Source organism: Antrihabitans auranticaus, assembly GCF_016481275.1.
In the GTDB taxonomy this organism is placed as follows: Bacteria; Actinomycetota; Actinomycetes; order Mycobacteriales; family Mycobacteriaceae; genus Antrihabitans.
Genome location: NZ_JAEMNW010000001.1, coordinates 204,363 through 221,260, shown reverse-complemented (window position 1 = coordinate 221,260; position 16,898 = coordinate 204,363). Strand labels below are relative to the sequence as shown.

The 16,898-nt window shown below is 66.8% G+C and carries 13 protein-coding genes; all 13 read left to right on the top strand.

Going from position 1 to position 16,898, the window contains the following annotated elements:
* Positions 1 to 114: 114 nt before the first annotated feature.
* The 13 genes from rsmH (at position 115) to pgeF (ending at position 16,876) form a co-directional block, all read left to right on the top strand.
* A complete protein-coding gene (gene rsmH, locus JGU72_RS00900) occupies positions 115 to 1,131 on the top strand; it encodes a 16S rRNA (cytosine(1402)-N(4))-methyltransferase RsmH (protein ID WP_374101050.1) in 1,017 nt (338 codons plus the stop codon).
* Positions 1,128 to 2,126 carry a cell division protein FtsL gene (gene ftsL / locus JGU72_RS00895; RefSeq protein ID WP_233531014.1) on the top strand — a complete coding sequence of 333 codons (999 nt, stop codon included), beginning with the start codon at positions 1,128 to 1,130 and terminating at the stop codon, positions 2,124 to 2,126. The genes rsmH and ftsL overlap by 4 nt, the downstream gene beginning before the upstream one ends.
* Positions 2,127 to 2,257: 131 nt before the next feature.
* A complete protein-coding gene (locus tag JGU72_RS00890) occupies positions 2,258 to 4,048 on the top strand; it encodes a peptidoglycan D,D-transpeptidase FtsI family protein (RefSeq protein WP_233531315.1) in 1,791 nt (596 codons plus the stop codon).
* Between the two features lie 112 nt (positions 4,049 to 4,160).
* A complete protein-coding gene (locus JGU72_RS00885; protein ID WP_199681880.1) occupies positions 4,161 to 5,696 on the top strand; it encodes a UDP-N-acetylmuramoyl-L-alanyl-D-glutamate--2,6-diaminopimelate ligase in 1,536 nt (511 codons plus the stop codon).
* On the top strand, positions 5,693 to 7,231 hold the full coding sequence (locus JGU72_RS00880; protein WP_199681879.1) for a UDP-N-acetylmuramoyl-tripeptide--D-alanyl-D-alanine ligase: 1,539 nt from the start codon (positions 5,693 to 5,695) through the stop codon (positions 7,229 to 7,231). The genes JGU72_RS00885 and JGU72_RS00880 overlap by 4 nt, the downstream gene beginning before the upstream one ends.
* A complete protein-coding gene (gene mraY / locus JGU72_RS00875) occupies positions 7,232 to 8,365 on the top strand; it encodes a phospho-N-acetylmuramoyl-pentapeptide-transferase (protein ID WP_199681878.1) in 1,134 nt (377 codons plus the stop codon).
* Positions 8,366 to 8,370: 5 nt separating this feature from the next.
* Positions 8,371 to 9,813 carry a UDP-N-acetylmuramoyl-L-alanine--D-glutamate ligase gene (murD, locus tag JGU72_RS00870; RefSeq protein WP_307828252.1) on the top strand — a complete coding sequence of 481 codons (1,443 nt, stop codon included), beginning with the start codon at positions 8,371 to 8,373 and terminating at the stop codon, positions 9,811 to 9,813.
* The gene (ftsW, locus tag JGU72_RS00865; protein WP_199681877.1) at positions 9,810 to 11,282 is read left to right on the top strand and encodes a putative lipid II flippase FtsW; all 1,473 of its coding nucleotides are present in this window, start codon (positions 9,810 to 9,812) and stop codon (positions 11,280 to 11,282) included. The genes murD and ftsW overlap by 4 nt, the downstream gene beginning before the upstream one ends.
* Positions 11,282 to 12,424 (top strand): undecaprenyldiphospho-muramoylpentapeptide beta-N-acetylglucosaminyltransferase, encoded by a 1,143-nt coding sequence (gene murG, locus JGU72_RS00860; protein ID WP_199681876.1) that lies wholly within the window; start codon positions 11,282 to 11,284, stop codon positions 12,422 to 12,424. The genes ftsW and murG overlap by 1 nt, the downstream gene beginning before the upstream one ends.
* A complete protein-coding gene (murC, locus tag JGU72_RS00855; protein WP_199681875.1) occupies positions 12,421 to 13,941 on the top strand; it encodes a UDP-N-acetylmuramate--L-alanine ligase in 1,521 nt (506 codons plus the stop codon). Before murG ends, murC begins: the two co-directional genes overlap by 4 nt.
* Before the next feature lie 106 nt (positions 13,942 to 14,047).
* Positions 14,048 to 14,779 (top strand): cell division protein FtsQ/DivIB, encoded by a 732-nt coding sequence (locus tag JGU72_RS00850; RefSeq protein ID WP_199681874.1) that lies wholly within the window; start codon positions 14,048 to 14,050, stop codon positions 14,777 to 14,779.
* A gap of 220 nt (positions 14,780 to 14,999) precedes the next feature.
* Positions 15,000 to 16,169, top strand: coding sequence for a cell division protein FtsZ (ftsZ, locus tag JGU72_RS00845; RefSeq protein ID WP_199681873.1), 1,170 nt, complete (start codon positions 15,000 to 15,002; stop codon positions 16,167 to 16,169).
* Positions 16,166 to 16,876, top strand: a complete 711-nt coding sequence (gene pgeF / locus JGU72_RS00840; protein ID WP_199681872.1) for a peptidoglycan editing factor PgeF — start codon at positions 16,166 to 16,168, stop codon at positions 16,874 to 16,876. Before ftsZ ends, pgeF begins: the two co-directional genes overlap by 4 nt.
* The last annotated feature ends 22 nt before the right edge of the window (positions 16,877 to 16,898 follow it).

Sequence of the window (16,898 nt, the reverse complement as noted above, 5' to 3'; positions counted from 1 at the left end):
GAGGCGGACCCTGACGCACTTCCCCAGCGCCAGGTGCCATTCGGACAGGGACCCCGCGGTATTCGCACCACGGATCAGCGGCCAACAGCTAGTGGGTAGGACCCGGAGGACAAGGTGGACCGCGACGTGGGAGGGGCTGACAGTGCTGACGATGCGCACGACACTCCCGCACACATCCCGGTTCTGCTACATCGCGCGGACGACCTTCTCGGTCCGGCGTTCGGCGACGACGTAGCCGACCCCGTGTTCATCGACGCAACGCTCGGACTCGGCGGACATTCCGAGCACTTCCTTCGTACCTATCCGAACCTCCGACTCGTCGGCCTCGACCGCGACCCTGAGGCGCTGGCGTTGGCCGGTGCGCGGCTCGCGCCGTATGCGGATCGAATCACTTTGGTGCACAGCCGTTACGACGGCATCCCTGCTGCGCTCGAGAGCGCCGGCTTGGCGCCGACCGACTCCGTTCGCGCGATCCTGTTCGACCTCGGCGTGTCGTCGATGCAGCTCGACGAGGCCGAGCGTGGCTTCGCATATCGCGTCGACGCGCCGTTGGACATGCGTATGGACCCGACGACCGGTCAGACGGCCGCCGACATTCTCAACACGTACAACCACGGCGACCTCGCGCGGATTCTCAAGAACTACGGCGAAGAGCGGTTCGCGGGACGGATCGCGTCGGAAGTCGTGAAGCGTCGCCAGCAGGATCCGTTCACGACGAGTGCGAGGCTCGTCGAATTGATCTACGACGCGATTCCGGCAGCTACGAGGCGGACGGGAGGACATCCGGCGAAGCGGACCTTCCAGGCATTGCGCGTGGAGGTGAACGGCGAACTCGATTCGCTGCGCGCGGCGATTCCGGCGGCCCTGGATGCACTCACGATCGGGGGACGCGTGGTGTTCATGTCGTATCAGTCACTGGAAGACCGAGTTGTGAAGCAGGAGTTGGCACCTCGTGTCGTATCGCGGACTCCGGTCGGCCTACCGGTGGAGCTGCCGGGCATGGGTCCCGAGTTTCGACTGCTCACCCGTGGCGCGGAAAAAGCCACGGAACAGGAAATCGAAGACAACCCCAGATCGGCTCCGGTGCGCATGCGGGCAGCGGAACGGATCGCGAGGAGGTCAGCGGCATGAGCGTTCGAACAGCGACCAGAACCAGAGCGGACCGGTCCACGGAACGAGATTCGGCACAGCGTCGGGAACGTGTGGAGGGCGGCGCCAAGAAGTCCTCCCGCGGGACGAAAGCGCGCGAGGCCAAAGCGGCGAAAGAAGCCAAGGCGACGAAGGCAGCCAAGGGCGCCAAGCCGAAAAGCAAAGCGCTGGCCAAGGTCTCGGCCCCGGAGGCCGCTGGTAGTCGATCGAGCGCCGCGAAGAAGGCATACGAACGTCGGCAGCAGCGTGCTGTCGCGATCCTCGGTGAGGATGCCTCCTCGACAGCGATGCCGAAGCGCGCGACCTCGCTTGCTGCGCGAATCCCGTTCGTCGCCACCATCATCGGTCTGCTGTCGTTGGGCCTGGCGTTGACGTTGTTGCTCACCACGCGCGCGGCGGAAGACAGTTACCAACTCAGTGCGGCCCGCGAGCAGAACCAGCGCCTCGCCCAGGAACGTGCGGCCATGGAACGTGACGTCCAATTGGCCGACTCGGCGCCGGAACTCGCCGCCAAGGCACGTGAGCTCGGGATGATCCCGGCGAAGGATCCGGCCCGGTTGGTCGTGGCACTGGACGGCGGTGTCGCGGTCATCGGCAATCCGGTACCTGCCGAAGGCGCTCCCGCGCCGCTCCTGAACCAGACTTTGCGTCCGAGTTCGGAAGTGCCTGTGCAGGGCCGTACTCCGGCGGCACGACCGACGACCCAGGCACCCGCACAGCAGCCGCCCGCACAGCAGCCACCCGCACAACAGCCACCCGCGCAACAACCACCCGCGCAACTGGCGGCTCAGCCGCCCGCGGTGCAGCCGCCCCCGGTACAGCCGGTACTGCCCGAGCAGCCGCCGGTCCTGCCTGCCCCGCCTGCCGAAACCAACGCCACGCCGCAAGACCCGAATGGGCCTCAGGTGCAGGCGCAGGGTGAACAATTGGTTCCTGTGACGGGCCCGGCCGAAAACGTTAGTGGCGTGCCGCAATGAGTAGGTCGCCACGTCGTGCCCCACGTTCCGCTTTGGACCGACACGTTCCCGACCGGCGGCAGCCGACGGATCGGCGTGTGCCTCGCAAGGCCAGTCCGGCACGGCCGAAAACGCGTAAGGCGAAGGACGGAATGCCGGGGCGTTTCCGCGTCGGCCGTACGCTCATGTTTGCGGCGCTCGGGATCGCTGTTCTCCAATTGATCTGGATCCAAGGCTTTTCCGCGGCCGAGTTATCGGCGCAGGCGGCGAGCCAGCGGACGACCACGCTGATCGATCCGGCCACGCGTGGTTCGATCACCGATCGCAACGGCAAGCCGATCGCCTTCACGATGGAGGCGAAGGCACTGACCTTCCAGCCGACGAAGGTCCGTAAGGAACTCGACGAGGCCAAGAAGAAGGACTCGACCGCACCCGAACCCGTGGACCGCCTGAAGGCGATTGCGAAGGGCATCGCCGGCAAGCTCGGCGCCGCTGTCGACGAGCGCGACCTCCTGACCAAGCTCGCGGGCAACGAGACCTTCGTCTACCTCGCGCGCGGTATCGATCCTGCTGTTGCGCAGCAGATCACAGAGAAATTCCCCGAGGTCGGTCTGGAACGCCAGGACATTCGGCAGTACCCGGGTGGGTCGCTTGCGGCGAACATGGTGGGCGCGACCGGCTGGGACGGCCACGGTTTGATCGGGCTGGAATCATCGCTGGACTCGGTCTTGGCCGGCACCAACGGTTCCGAGACGTACGACCGCGGTTCGGATGGCGCTGTGATCCCCGGCAGCTGGCGCGACAAGCAGCCTGCCGTCGACGGCTCGGCGGTCGAACTGACGCTCGACGCCGACCTCCAGTACTACGTGCAGCAGCAGGTGCAGCAGGCGAAAGACCTGTCCGGGGCGAAGAATGCATCGGCGGTCGTGTTGGACGCGCGGACCGGTGAGGTGCTCGCGATGTCGAACGACAACACGTTCAACCCCGCGATAGGCGTCGGAAGCAACAGGAACAAGGAGCTCGGAAACCTCTCGGTGAGTGCGCCTTTCGAGCCGGGCTCGGTGAACAAGATCGTCACGGCGGCGGCCGCGATCGAGTACGGCGTCACGAATCCCGATGAGGTTCTGCAGGTTCCGGGCAGCATCCGCATGGCGGGTGTCACCGTGAGTGATGCGTGGGAACACGGCGTCGCGCCATACACGACGACCGGTGTCTTCGGAAAGTCTTCCAACGTCGGCACTCTGATGCTGGCGCAGCGCGTCGGCGAGGATCGCTACGCAGACATGTTGCAGCGCTTCGGCCTCGGGCAGCGGACCGATGTCGGACTGCCCGGCGAGAGCGCGGGCCAGGTTCCGAGCCACGACCAGTGGTCGGGCGGCACGTTCGCCAACTTGCCGATCGGACAAGGTCTTTCGATGACCCTGCTGCAAATGACGAGCATGTACCAGGCGGTCGCGAACGACGGCGTTCGGGTTGCTCCGCGAATCGTTCGTGCACAGGTCGAGCCGGGCGGCAATCGTGAGGAGTCCGAGCAGCCGGAAGGCATTCAGGTCATCAGCGCACAGACGGCCGGCACGTTGCGGAACATGTTCCGGTCGGTGACTCAGCGCGACCCGATGGGCTACCAGCAGGGCACGGGACCGTCGGCATCGGTCGAGGGCTACCAGATCGCGGGCAAGACCGGAACGGCGCAGCAGGTGGATCCGGCGTGCGGCTGCTACTCGAACGACAAGTACTGGATCACGTTCGCCGGCATCGCTCCGGCCGACAGTCCCCGGTATGTGGTGGGAATCATGTTGGACGCTCCGATGCGCGGCGTCGACGGCGGTGCGGGACAGTCTGCGGCACCGTTGTTCCACAACATCGCGTCCTGGATGCTGCAGCGCGACGGTGTGCCGCTTTCTCCGGATCCCGGAAGCCCCCTGGTTCTCCAGGCCAGCTGAACGCCCAACAGGTCGCTACCGGTCACGCACGAGCGCGCGCGGCGGTAACCTGACCAGTCGACCAGTCGGAGTCTTCGTCCGTTCCGTTCCGTCCGTCCCCGAGAGGAGCCAGGTGCCCGTGCAACCGCCGTCGCAGCGACCTCTCCGGCCGTCGGCGCCGCCGTCGACGTCCATCGCAGCTCTCGCGGACACCCTGGACGCGCGCCTGATCGGCAGCGATGTGTCCGTGACGGGCGTGGAACTGCGCGCTCAGGCTGTGCTTCCCGGCGATCTGTTCGCTGCCCTGCCGGGGGCGAAGGCGCACGGAGCCGAGTTTGCGCAGACCGCTATCGACCGCGGCGCCGTTGCCGTGCTGACCGACCTCGCGGGCGCCGCCTACCTCGGTGCAGACTGCGCCGTCCCGCTGCTGGTCCATTCGCAACCACGAGCCATCCTCGGTGCGGTTTCCGCGCGCATCTACGGCAACCCGTCCGAACGGATGACGGTCATCGGGATCACGGGAACGTCCGGCAAGACGACGACCGCGTATCTCGTCGAAGCCGGTCTGAAGGCGGCCGGACGCAAGCCTGGCCTGATCGGCACGATCGAAACCCGCATCGATGGCCACCGCGTACCGAGCGCCCTGACGACGCCTGAGGCGCCGCAGCTGCACGCGCTGTTCGCCGTGATGCTCGAGCAGGGCATCGATTGTGTCGTGATGGAGGTGTCGAGCCACGCGCTGTCGCTGGGCCGTGTGGACGGAACGCGGTTCGGGGTCGGTGCGTTCACGAATCTCTCGCAGGACCATTTGGACTTCCACAAGACGTTCGACGAGTACTTCGCCGCTAAAGCGCGCCTGTTCGGCCGCGATTCCGCAGTTCGGGCACAGCAGGCAGTCGTGTGCATCGACGACGATTGGGGCCGCCAGATGGCGGGCGTCGCCGGGGACTCCGCGGTGACCGTGTCGACGACCGGCAGCGCCGATTGGACCGTCCGCGAGATCGTGACCGCCGACGACGGCTCGCAGACCTTCGACATCGTCGGACCGACCGGCGTGCTGCGCGCGGAAGTTCGCCTACCAGGCCGCTACAACGTCGCGAATGCCCTTCTTGCGCTTGCCGCGTGCGCGACGAGTGGAGTGTCGCCGGTACTGGCCGCCCAGGGCATCGCGACCGTCGATGTTCCGGGGCGCGTCGAGAAGGTGGAGCGTGGTCAGGACTTTCTGGCGGTCGTCGACTATGCCCACAAGCCCGACGCGCTCGAGAAGGTCATTTCGACGCTGCGCGAGGACACGTCTGGGCGCATCGCCGTCGTGATCGGCGCCGGCGGCGACCGTGACGCGGAGAAGCGGCCGATCATGGGCGCGGTCGGTGCTCGATTGGCCGATCTGCTCGTCGTCACCGACGACAACCCGCGTTCGGAAGTAGCTGCGACGATTCGTGCGGCAGTGCTCGCGGGTGCCCGTGCCGAGGCCGGGTCCGCCGAGATTCGGGAGATCGGTGATCGCGCAGCGGCGATTGCGGACGCGGTAGCCTGGGCGCGCGCCGGAGATGTTGTGCTCGTCGCGGGCAAGGGACATGAAACAGGTCAGGAGATCAACGGCGTGAAGCATCCATTCGACGATCGTGAGGTGCTCGCGAGCGCTATCGACCGCCGGGTGCGCGGATGATCGCGCTGACGTTGGCCGAGGTCGCAGAGATCGTCGGCGGGGAACTGCACGATGTCGCCGATCCGGACGTGCGGATCACGGGCACAGTGGAATTCGACTCGCGCAAGGTCACTGCCGGCGGCCTCTTCCTGGCGCTGCCCGGCGCACGGGTCGACGGTCACGACCATGCCGCGGCTGCCATCGCTGCGGGTGCCGTCGCGGTACTCGCAGCGCGTCCGGTCGGTGTTCCCGCGATCGTCGTTGCCCCGCTGGCCGAAATCGACACCAACGCAATGGCTCTGGAGCACGACGAGGACGGTTCGGGCGCCGGTGTGCTCGCCGCGCTCGGCAAGCTTGCGCGCGGAGTCGTCGACCGACTCGCGGCAAACGGCCTGCGGGTTGTCGGTGTGACGGGTTCGTCGGGCAAGACGTCGACCAAAGATCTCTTGGCTGCCGTGCTCGCACCACTCGGGCCGGTCATCGCGCCGCCGGGATCGTTCAACAACGAACTCGGCCACCCCTGGACCGTCCTGCGCGCCGATGAAGGCACCAGGTTCCTGGTACTCGAACTGTCCGCCCGCGGACCTGGCCACGTCGCCGCGCTCGCCGAGACAGCACCACCGAACATCGGGGTCGTACTGAACGTCGGCACCGCGCACCTGGGTGAATTCGGCTCACGCGAAGTGATCGCCCAGGCGAAAGGTGAACTCGTCGAGGCGCTTTCGGACGCCGGTGTCGCCGTGCTCAACGCCGATGATCAGCTCGTGGCGGCGATGGCAACTCGCACCGGGGCGAAGGTCGTACTCGTCGGGCAAGATTCGCAGGCAGACGTCCGTGCCGTCGACATCAGACTCGACGACGAGGCCCGAGCGTCGTTCACACTCGAAACGGCGACCGGTTCGGTGCCCGTGACGTTGGCGGTGCACGGTGAACATCAGGTCGGCAACGCGCTTTCCGCGGCCGCGGTCGCGATCGAATGCGGCGCCGACCTCGAGACGATTGCGGCAGCCCTGGGCGGCGCGAAGGCGGCATCTGTCCGGCGCATGGATGTGCAGACGCGAGCCGACGGCGTCACCGTCGTCAACGACTCCTACAACGCGAACCCGGACTCGATGCGCGCCGCGCTCAAGGCCCTCGTCTCCATGGCCCGCTCCGACCCGGCCAATCCACGCAGAACGTGGGGTGTGCTGGGGGAGATGGGTGAGCTCGGGCCGGATTCCGTGGTCGAGCACGACGCGATCGGTCGGCTCGCGGTGCGACTTGCGGTGAGCCGCTTGATCGTCGTCGGCACCGGCCGGCCGTCGCACGCCATGCACCAGGGCGCCGTGATGGAAGGCTCGTGGGGCAACGAATCGATTCTTGTGCCCGACATTCCCGCGGCGATCGCGCTCCTCGAACGCGAACTCGAGCCGGGCGACCTCGTCCTGGTGAAGGCGTCGCAGTCGATCGGGATGTGGGCGGTGGCCGATCATCTATTGTCCGGGGCGCCGACAGAGAGCAACTCGGACACCAGTACAACTGAGCGAGGCCATGCAGACAGCACGGAGGCGACCTAATTGAGACAGATCCTCTTCGCAGGAGGCATCGCGCTTGCCGTTGCGATCCTGCTGACGCCCCTGCTGATCAAGACATTCTCCCGGCAAGGCTTCGGCCAGGAGATTCGCGTCGAGGGCCCGGCCAGTCATCAGTCGAAGCGGGGCACACCGACCATGGGCGGCGTCGCGATCATCGCGGCCCTCTGGGCGGGGTACTGGGGTTCGCACCTCATCGGCATCGGTTATGACGCCGAAGGGCCGACCGCGTCGGGTCTGCTGGTGCTGGGTTTGGCGACGGCACTGGGCGGCGTCGGCTTCCTCGACGACTTCATCAAGATCCGCAAGCAGCGCAACCTCGGCCTGAACAAAACCGCAAAGTTGATCGGGCAGTTCGTCGCGGCAATCCTCTTCGGCATTCTTGCGCTGCAGTTCCGCGGTGCCAGCGGCTCGACACCCGGCAGCACTCATCTGTCGTATGCCCGTGATGTCACAACGGTGTCGATGGGCGCGCTCGTCTTCATTCTCTGGTGCTACTTCCTGATCAGCGCGTTCTCGAACGCCGTCAACCTGACCGACGGCCTCGACGGTCTCGCCGCGGGTTCGATGGGCCTGGTTCTGGGCTCCTACGTGATCATCACCTTCTGGCAGTACCGCTACTCGTGCCAGGCGTTGCTGTCCACGCAGGATCGCCTCGCGACCACGAATCCCGACGCCGCCCGGGCGATCGAGTTCCGTGGCTGCTACGACGTCCGCGACCCTCTCGACCTCGCCCTGATCTGCGGCGCGGGGGCCGGCGCGTGTGTGGGGTTCCTGTGGTGGAACGCCGCTCCGGCGAAGATCTTCATGGGCGATACCGGCTCGCTCGCCTTGGGTGGCCTGCTCGCGGGCCTGTCGATCACAACGCGGACCGAGCTGCTGATGGTCGTCATCGGTGCGTTGTTCGTGGCTGAGGCGGCCTCGGTCGTCATCCAGGTTGCGGTGTTCAGATCGACGAGACGAAGAGTCTTCCGAATGGCGCCCTTCCATCATCACTTCGAACTTGCAGGCTGGGCAGAAACCACGGTAATCATCCGATTCTGGTTGCTATCGGCGATAGCAGCCGCGATCGGACTGTTCCTCTTCTACAGCGAGTACCTGTCGAAGGTCGGGAACTGAATCTCGTGTCGTACGACCTGACGGACCTACGTGGCAAGGACGTTCTCGTCACCGGCTGGGGTATCTCGGGCAAGGCTCTTGTCGAGCCCTTGCGCGATCTCGGCGCCGTGATCACGGTGACGAGCAGTGCGGGCCTCGACGATGCCGCGGCCCATGGGCTTGGCGTCGCGACCGCCGACGACCTCGCCGAACCCGGTGCACTCGAGAAGTTCGCCCTTGTGGTCACCAGTCCTGGCTGGAAGCCGGACGCGCCCGTACTCTCCGCCGCCGCCGAGGCGGGCATTCCTATCTGGGGCGATGTCGAACTGTCGTGGCGGATGGACCAGGCCGAGATCTACGGTCCGGTGCGGCGCTGGCTCGTAGTCACCGGAACGAACGGCAAGACGACGACCACGTCGATGCTCGAATCGGTACTGCGCGCGGGCGGAATTTCGACCATCGCCTGCGGCAATATCGGCCTCACGGTGTTCGACGCGCTGCGGATGGAACCGCGGGTCGACGTGCTTGCCGTCGAGTTGTCGTCGTTCCAACTGCATTGGGCGCCATCGGTCAGCCCCGAAGCCGGGGTCGTGCTGAACATCGCCGAGGATCACCTGGACTGGCACGGCGGCATGCGGCCCTACGTCGACGCGAAGGCAGGTGCGCTGCGCGGCAAGGTCGGGATCGTGGGTCTCGACGACCCGGTCGCCGCCAGCCTGCGAGGTGCGAATCGCACGGTCGGCTTCCGGCTCGGCGAACCCGAAGCGAACGAACTCGGCGTGCGGGACGGCCAACTTCTCGATCGTGCCTTCGGCGCCGAGGACGTGCTCGCTCCCGTCGCCGAAATCACGCCGGCCGGTCCGGCCGGAGTCCTCGACGCACTCGCCGCCGCGGGCCTGGCTCGATCGATCGGCGTGAGCCCGGCCGCGGTGCGGAGCGGACTGCGTGACTTCAGCGTCGGACCACATCGTGCGGCGCCGGTCGGCGAGGTCGCCGACGTGCTGTTCGTCGACGATTCGAAGGCGACCAACCCGCATGCTGCGCGGTCGTCGATTCTCGCGCACGCCAGCGTGGTGTGGTTGGCAGGCGGGCTGCTGAAGGGCGCGTCGGTCGACGAACTGGTCGCCGAGATCGGTCCGCGACTCGTCGGCGCTGTCCTGATCGGCCGCGATCGTGACGAGATCGCCCAGGCTTTGGCGCGACACGCGCCCGATGTGCCGGTCGAGTGCGTGCCCTCGCGGGACGATGCTGGAGTGAGCGAACTTCCCGCAGCCGCCGATCCGGACTCGATCATGGCTACCGCGACCCGAATCGCTGCCGGCATGGCGCGCCCGGGCGACGCTGTTCTGCTCGCTCCCGCGGCCGCCTCGCTGGACATGTTCACGAGCTACGGTCACCGCGGAGACAGCTTCGCGACCGCCGTCCGTGCCTTGCACGCGAGTGATATCGGCGTTCGGCAGCGGTCATGAGCGTCAGCGAGACGGTCGAGCAGCGCAAGGAGACGAGACCGCGTAGCACTGACAAGAAGCAACCACCCCGCACCAGGTTCGGTACCTGGCTGCAGCGACCGCTGGCGTCTTTTCATCTGGTCGTCACGATTGCCACGTTGTTGACGCTGCTCGGTCTGGTGATGGTGCTCTCCGCATCGAGCGTCGAGGCCTACGCAGGTGGCGGTTCGGCGTACACGCTGTTCTCGCAGCAGGCGATGTATGCGGCACTGGGTGCCGTCCTGTTCTACTTCGCGCTGCGAATGCCGATCCGCACGCTGCGGAAACTGTCGTTCCCGCTGTTCCTGCTGTCGGTGGTCGCGCTCTTCCTCGTGCTGATCCCGGGCATCGGTGTGGAGGCGCAGGGCGCGCGGCGCTGGTTCATGATCGGCCCGATCTCGGTGCAGCCGTCGGAGTTCGCGAAGGTGGCGCTCGCGCTGTGGGGTGCCCATCTGCTCGCGTCGCGGCGAGCCGAGAACGCGAGCCTGAAGGACATCGTCATTCCACTGGTCCCAGCCGGCGCCGTCGTCTGTTTCCTGGTCGTGCTGCAGCCAAACCTCAGTACCACCATCGCGCTCGGCATCATCCTCGCGGCACTGCTGTGGTTCGGTGGCTTGCCGGTTCGGGTGTTCGTGACCATCCTGACCTTCGGTATCGGCACCGCAATCATTCTGGCGTTGTCGGCCGGCTACCGGTCCGCGCGCATCACCGCGTTCCTCGACCGTGGCGCGGACCCGCAGGGCAAGGGCTATCAGGCCCGGCAGGCGATGTATTCGCTCGCCGACGGCGGCGTCCTCGGCCGCGGCCTCGGGCAGAGCCGTGCGAAGTGGAGCTACCTGCCGAACTCCCACAACGACTTCATCTTCGCCATCATCGGCGAGGAACTCGGCTTCATCGGCTGCTGCGTCGTGATCGGGCTCTTCGCCCTGTTCGTCTACGCCGGGCTCCGGATCGCTTTACGCTCCGCCGACCCGTTCCTGCGGTTGCTGACGGCGGCCGCAACGTCGTGGATCGTGGCGCAGGCCTTCATCAACATCGGCTACGTGGTCGGGCTGCTTCCGGTCACCGGCCTGCAGCTCCCGCTCGTTTCGGCGGGTGGTTCATCGCTTGCGATCACGTTGCTGATGTTCGGCATCGTCGCCAACGCCGCCCGGCACGAGCCGGAAGCTATCGCGGCGCTGCATGCGGGACAGGACGGCCGCTTCAGCAAGTTGCTGAGACTGCCGAAACCAGAAGCGTATTCGCCTGCGAAGGCCGCGGCCGCGCGCAGTGAAGCGGCTCGTCGAGCCGCCGCCCGCGCTGCCCGGCAGCGGGCCGCGCGCGCAGATGCACAACGCGGGCGTGGCGGCGTGCCACCCCGGCAACAGCCAGCAGGCCGTCGACGTGTCGCCGAGGTACGCACACCGCGTCCACAGCCGGGCCGTCGACGTGAAGAGCGAGGATATTCTTAGTGAGCGACGATTCGGTCGACAGGTCGGGACTTTCGGTGATCGTTGCCGGCGGTGGCACCGCCGGGCACATCGAACCCGCCCTCGCGGTGGCCGATGCTTTGCGGCGGCTGGACCCGTCGGTTCGCGTCACGGCCCTCGGGACGGCTCGCGGTCTCGAAACCAAGCTTGTGCCCGAGCGCGGATATCCGCTGGAACTGATACCGCCCGTGCCGCTTCCGCGCAAGCCAACGATGGACCTCTTCCGGCTGCCGCAACGCGTGCGAGCGTCCGTCCAGCAAACGCGCCGCGTCATCGACCACGTCGAGGCCGACGTCATCGTCGGATTCGGTGGCTACGTCGCGCTACCCGCGTATCTCGCTGCGGGTAGCGGGCTCACGCGACGGCGCCGCAAGGTTCCGATCGTCATTCACGAAGCGAACGCGAAGGCCGGGCTTGCCAACAAGGTCGGTGCGCGCCGCGCGACCCGTGTGCTTGCCGCCGTCGCAGGGTCGGGCCTGCACGCACGCGGCATGCCGGACGCCGAGATCATCGGAATCCCGGTCCGGTCTGCGATCACGGGGCTCGACCGGGCCGCGTTTCGCGCGGGTGCACGCGCGCATTTCGGGTTGCCGTCCGATGTCCCGGTCGTCCTGGTATTCGGCGGTTCGCAGGGCGCGCGGACGCTGAACCTCGCGGTGTCGGGTGCGGCGGCACAGCTGGCCGCCGCAGGCGTCGCAGTGCTGCACGCGCACGGCCCGAAGAACACAATCGACCTCCCAGCGCCGACGGACTCGGCGCCCTACGTCGCGGTGCCGTATCTGTCGCGTATGGAATTGGCATATGCCGCAGCCGATCTCGCGATCTGCAGGTCGGGTGCGATGACGGTTGCCGAGGTGTCGGCGGTAGGGCTGCCCGCGATCTACGTCCCGCTTCCGCACGGTAACGGTGAACAGGAACTCAACGCCGCGCCGGTGGTTGCACAGGGAGGTGGGAGAATCGTCTCGGACGCGGAACTCACGCCCGACTACATCGTCAACGAGGTGATCCCGATGGCACGCGACCGGGAGCGGTTGGCACAGATGGGCCGAGCCGCGGCCGACGCCGGACACCGTGGTGCGGCTCTCGAAGTTGCGCGCATCGTGTTGGAGGTGGCCAGAGCATGACCAACCAGGTACCCGAGCCGACCGACCTGCCGGAGGAACTGCGGCGGGTCCACATGGTCGGCATCGGCGGGGCGGGCATGTCCGGCATCGCGCGCATTCTGCTTGCCCGCGGCGGGCAGATCTCCGGGTCCGACGCAAAGGAGAGCCGTGGCGTCCTGGCGTTGCGTGCCCGCGGGGCGGTCGTCCGGATCGGTCACGACGGCAGCGCGCTCGACCTCCTGCCCGGCGGCCCGACCGTCGTCGTCACGACGCACGCGGCGATCCCGAAGGACAACCCCGAACTCGTCGAGGCCGCGAAGCGCGGAATTCCGGTCATCCTTCGGCCCGCCGTGCTGGCATCGCTGATGAGCGGGCACCGCTCGTTGCTGGTCTCTGGCACCCACGGTAAGACGTCGACGACGTCGATGCTCGTTGTTGCGTTGCAGCACTGCGGTTTCGACCCTTCGTTCGCGGTCGGCGGCGAACTCAACGAGGCCGGCACGAACGCGCATCACGGTACCGGTGACATCTTCGTTGCCGAGGCCGACGAGAGCGATGGCTCGCTGCTGCAGTATTCGCCGAACGTCGCGGTCGTGACCAACATCGAGTCCGATCACTTGGACTATTTCGGCACCACCGAGGCCTATGTGCAGGTGTTCGACGACTTCGCCGAGCGAATCGTGCCGGGCGGCGCACTCGTGGTCTGCGTCGACGATGCCGGTTCGGCGGCACTCGGCAAGCGCGTCGTCGAGCGCAAGATCCCGGGCCTTCGCGTGATCGGGTACGGCTCGCTTGCTCCCGGCGCCGAGCCGGTGGCCGTGCACGAAGGCGTGGAAGTCGGTGTGTGGCTGCATGGTTGGGAGCCGCGCGACGTCGGCGGTGTTGCACAGTTCCAGCTGGTGGGGGAGTCGAGTCCACGGACCCTGCGGCTTTCCGTCCCGGGCAAGCACATGGCACTGAATGCGCTGGCCGCCCTGGTCGCGTCGCGTGAGGCCGGTGCCGACGTCGATGAGATCCTCGAGGGCCTCGCCGGATTCGGCGGCGTGCATCGCCGGTTCCAGTTCACCGGCCGCGAGCAGGGCGTACGCGTATTCGACGACTATGCACATCACCCGACCGAGGTCCGCGCAGTGCTCGGCGCGGCTGCGGAGTTGGTCGAGCAGGAAGCCAAGGACGGCGCGCGGTCGCGCCGGGGACGCGTGTTCGTCGTTTTTCAGCCCCATTTGTACAGTCGGACAGCGGCTTTCGCGACGGAGTTCGCGACAGCGCTCGACCTGGCGGACGAGGTCATGGTGCTCGACGTGTACGGCGCGCGGGAAAAGCCGCTGCCCGGCGTCAACGGCGCGCTCGTCGCGAAGGGTGTGACGAAGCCCGTGCACTATCAGCCGGATATGTCGCGGGTGGGTCGGCAGGTCGCCAACCTGACGCAGCCCGGCGACATCGTGATCACCATGGGCGCGGGTGATGTGACGATGCTGGGCAGCCAGATCCTGGACGGTCTGCGGTCCCGGCCCCTGCATGTCGGCCCGCGGTCATGACCAGGGGTCAGTGCCTATGACCCGGTCGCGCGCGGCAAATGCCGAACCGACAGCAACCGGCGAGCCCGAAGACGATGGGCGCGTTGCAGATTCACGGTCGAGAGCGATGGCGGACCGGACGCGGCCGCCGCGCTCGGCACGTAATGCGCGGGTGCGCCGGACCGAGCCGCGGACGACGTTCGGCCGCCGGCCGGTGCTCTGGATAGCGATCGGCATCGTGTTGATCGTCGGCATGATCGTCGCCGCATGGTTCACGCCGGTTCTCTCGGTGCGCAAGATTGCCATCGAGGGACTGGGCGCGGTGCCCGAGGAGCAGGTTCGCGCCGCACTCGAGGTCGAGGACGGCACGCCGCTGCTGCGATTGGACACGAACGGCGCCGCAGCACGTGTTGCCGCGATTCCGCGGGTGGCGAAAGTGCGTGTGCAGCGCGTCTATCCGTCGACGGTTCGCGTCACTGTGACCGAGCGCATGGCGGCCGTCTTCATCGACTCCGAACAAGGCACACACCTGCTCGACGCCGAAGGCGTCGACTTCGCTGTGGAGCCGCCGCCGCCCGGCGTGCCGCGCCTGAACACCAAGAGTCCGGGTGCCGCCGACGAGTCGACGATGGCTGCCCTTGCCGTCGTCACGGCCCTTCCTGAGCCCCTTCGTGTGCAGGTCAAAGAGGTTGCAGCCGAATCTATCTCGGATATTTCGCTGACCCTGTTCGACGATCGACAGATCATCTGGGGAACGAGTGCCGATTCCGAGCGAAAGGCAGCTGTCGCACTACCGCTGCTGACTCAGCCGGGCCGGGTGTATATCGTGTCGAGTCCCGGTCTCGTGTCCGTTCGCTGATGCAGCGCAACGTATCGCGGATCACTCAAAATAATCTCCCGCCCCGCACGGCGCGCCTGCGTGCGGATCGCTTTGCTGGTGAATAGCGTTTGGGTCTAGTCGGGCACTTGACATAACGTTAAACCTATGGTTGAGGTTTAGAGTTTCGGGAACTCGACAGAAGTAGGCCACGCCGAACGAGGCGAACACAAGCTTTGCAATCGAAGGAAGGCGAGAGCCCATGACGCCCCCGCATAACTACCTCGCCGTAATCAAGGTCGTCGGTATCGGTGGCGGCGGTGTCAATGCCGTCAACCGAATGATCGAGCAAGGACTCAAGGGAGTTGAGTTCATTGCCGTCAACACCGACGCGCAAGCACTGCTGATGAGCGACGCCGACGTCAAACTCGACGTCGGCCGTGAGCTCACCAGGGGTCTCGGCGCCGGCGCCGACCCCGAAGTCGGCCGCAAGGCTGCAGAAGACCACAAGGACGAGATCGAAGAGGTGCTCAAGGGCGCCGACATGGTCTTCGTCACCGCGGGCGAAGGCGGTGGCACCGGTACCGGTGGCGCGCCCGTCGTCGCCAGCATCGCGCGCAAGCTCGGCGCTCTGACGATCGGCGTTGTGACACGACCGTTCTCGTTCGAGGGCAAGCGCCGCGGCGGGCAGGCCGAGAACGGGATCGGCGCCCTGCGCGAGTCGTGCGACACGCTCATCGTCATTCCGAACGACCGCCTGCTGCAGCTCGGCGACGCGGCCGTGAGCCTGATGGACGCCTTCCGCTCTGCCGACGAAGTTCTGCTGAACGGCGTGCAGGGCATCACCGACCTCATCACGACGCCCGGTTTGATCAACGTCGACTTCGCCGACGTCAAGAGCGTCATGTCCGGCGCCGGTAGCGCACTGATGGGCATCGGGTCGGCTCGCGGTGACGGTCGCGCGGTGAAAGCTGCTGAGGCCGCGATCAATTCGCCGCTGCTGGAAGCATCGATGGAAGGCGCGCAGGGCGTGCTGCTGTCGATCGCAGGCGGATCGGATCTCGGATTGTTCGAGATCAACGAGGCCGCCTCGCTCGTCCAGGAAGCCGCGCACATCGAAGCCAACATCATCTTCGGGACGGTCATCGACGATTCGCTCGGCGACGAAGTCCGCGTCACGGTGATCGCTGCCGGGTTCGAAGCAGGTTCGCCACCGCGGCGGCCCGTCGAAGCCGCCGCACCCGCCGCCAGCCGCGCGTCGTCCATCGGATCGGGGCGTGCCGGTGAGATCGGTCAGTCGCAGAACGGCAACGGAGCGCACTACCGAAACGACCGTGAGCCGGTTCGGGCAAGCACCGCGCCCGCCCGCAATGCGGCACCGGCGAGTGATGCCGAAGACGACGTCGACGTGCCTTCCTTCATGCGGCGTTGAGGGTTCGGCGCGTAGTAACAAGTCGGGCCGGGGGATTCTCGGCCCCGCCTTACGACTCGTTCAATCTCGGCGACCACGTCGGTGACGATCCGGCCGCGGTTGCTCGCAACCGCGAGCGACTCGCGCGCGAGATCGGCCTGACGCCGGACCGGTTGGTGTGGATGGAGCAGATCCACGGCCGCAGCATTGCGGTCGTGGACGGACCCACAACCGAGCCGATTCCGGCGACCGATGCGACGGTGACGAAGGTTCGCGATCTCGGTCTCGTCGTCTTGACTGCTGATTGCGTGCCGATCCTGCTCTCCGACGAAGAAGCCGGGGTCATCGCCGCCGTGCATGCGGGCCGGGTCGGGGCACGGATCGGCATCGTTCCGCGGGTTCTCGACGTGATGGTCGAACAAGGTGCCGAGCTTTCCCGGATCGGTGCGTTCTTCGGTCCGGCAGCGAGCGGTCGGCAGTACGAAGTGCCTGCGCACATGCGCGCCGACGTCGAGAAGCATCTGCCCGGTAGCGCGACGAAGACTCTGAAGGGCACGCCGGGTCTGGACCTGCGCGCAGGTTTGCGTCGCCAGCTGCTCGACGCCGGCATCGCGGGCGTCGCACAGGATCCCCGGTGCACGATCGAGGACAAGTCGCTCTTCAGTCATAGGCGCGGTGCGCCCACTGGCAGAATTGCGGGCGTGATCTGGATCCAATCGGACTCATGAGCCAAAGGGATCGATGAGCAGG

Coding starts and splice junctions, on each gene's coding strand:
- ftsZ (WP_199681873.1), top strand. CDS start 15,000: ATGACGCCCCCGCATAACTACCTCGCCGTAATCAAGGTCGTCGGTATC.
- ftsW (WP_199681877.1), top strand. CDS start 9,810: ATGAGCGTCAGCGAGACGGTCGAGCAGCGCAAGGAGACGAGACCGCGT.
- JGU72_RS00880 (WP_199681879.1), top strand. CDS start 5,693: ATGATCGCGCTGACGTTGGCCGAGGTCGCAGAGATCGTCGGCGGGGAA.
- JGU72_RS00850 (WP_199681874.1), top strand. CDS start 14,048: ATGGCGGACCGGACGCGGCCGCCGCGCTCGGCACGTAATGCGCGGGTG.
- JGU72_RS00890 (WP_233531315.1), top strand. CDS start 2,258: ATGCCGGGGCGTTTCCGCGTCGGCCGTACGCTCATGTTTGCGGCGCTC.
- murC (WP_199681875.1), top strand. CDS start 12,421: ATGACCAACCAGGTACCCGAGCCGACCGACCTGCCGGAGGAACTGCGG.
- ftsL (WP_233531014.1), top strand. CDS start 1,128: ATGAGCGTTCGAACAGCGACCAGAACCAGAGCGGACCGGTCCACGGAA.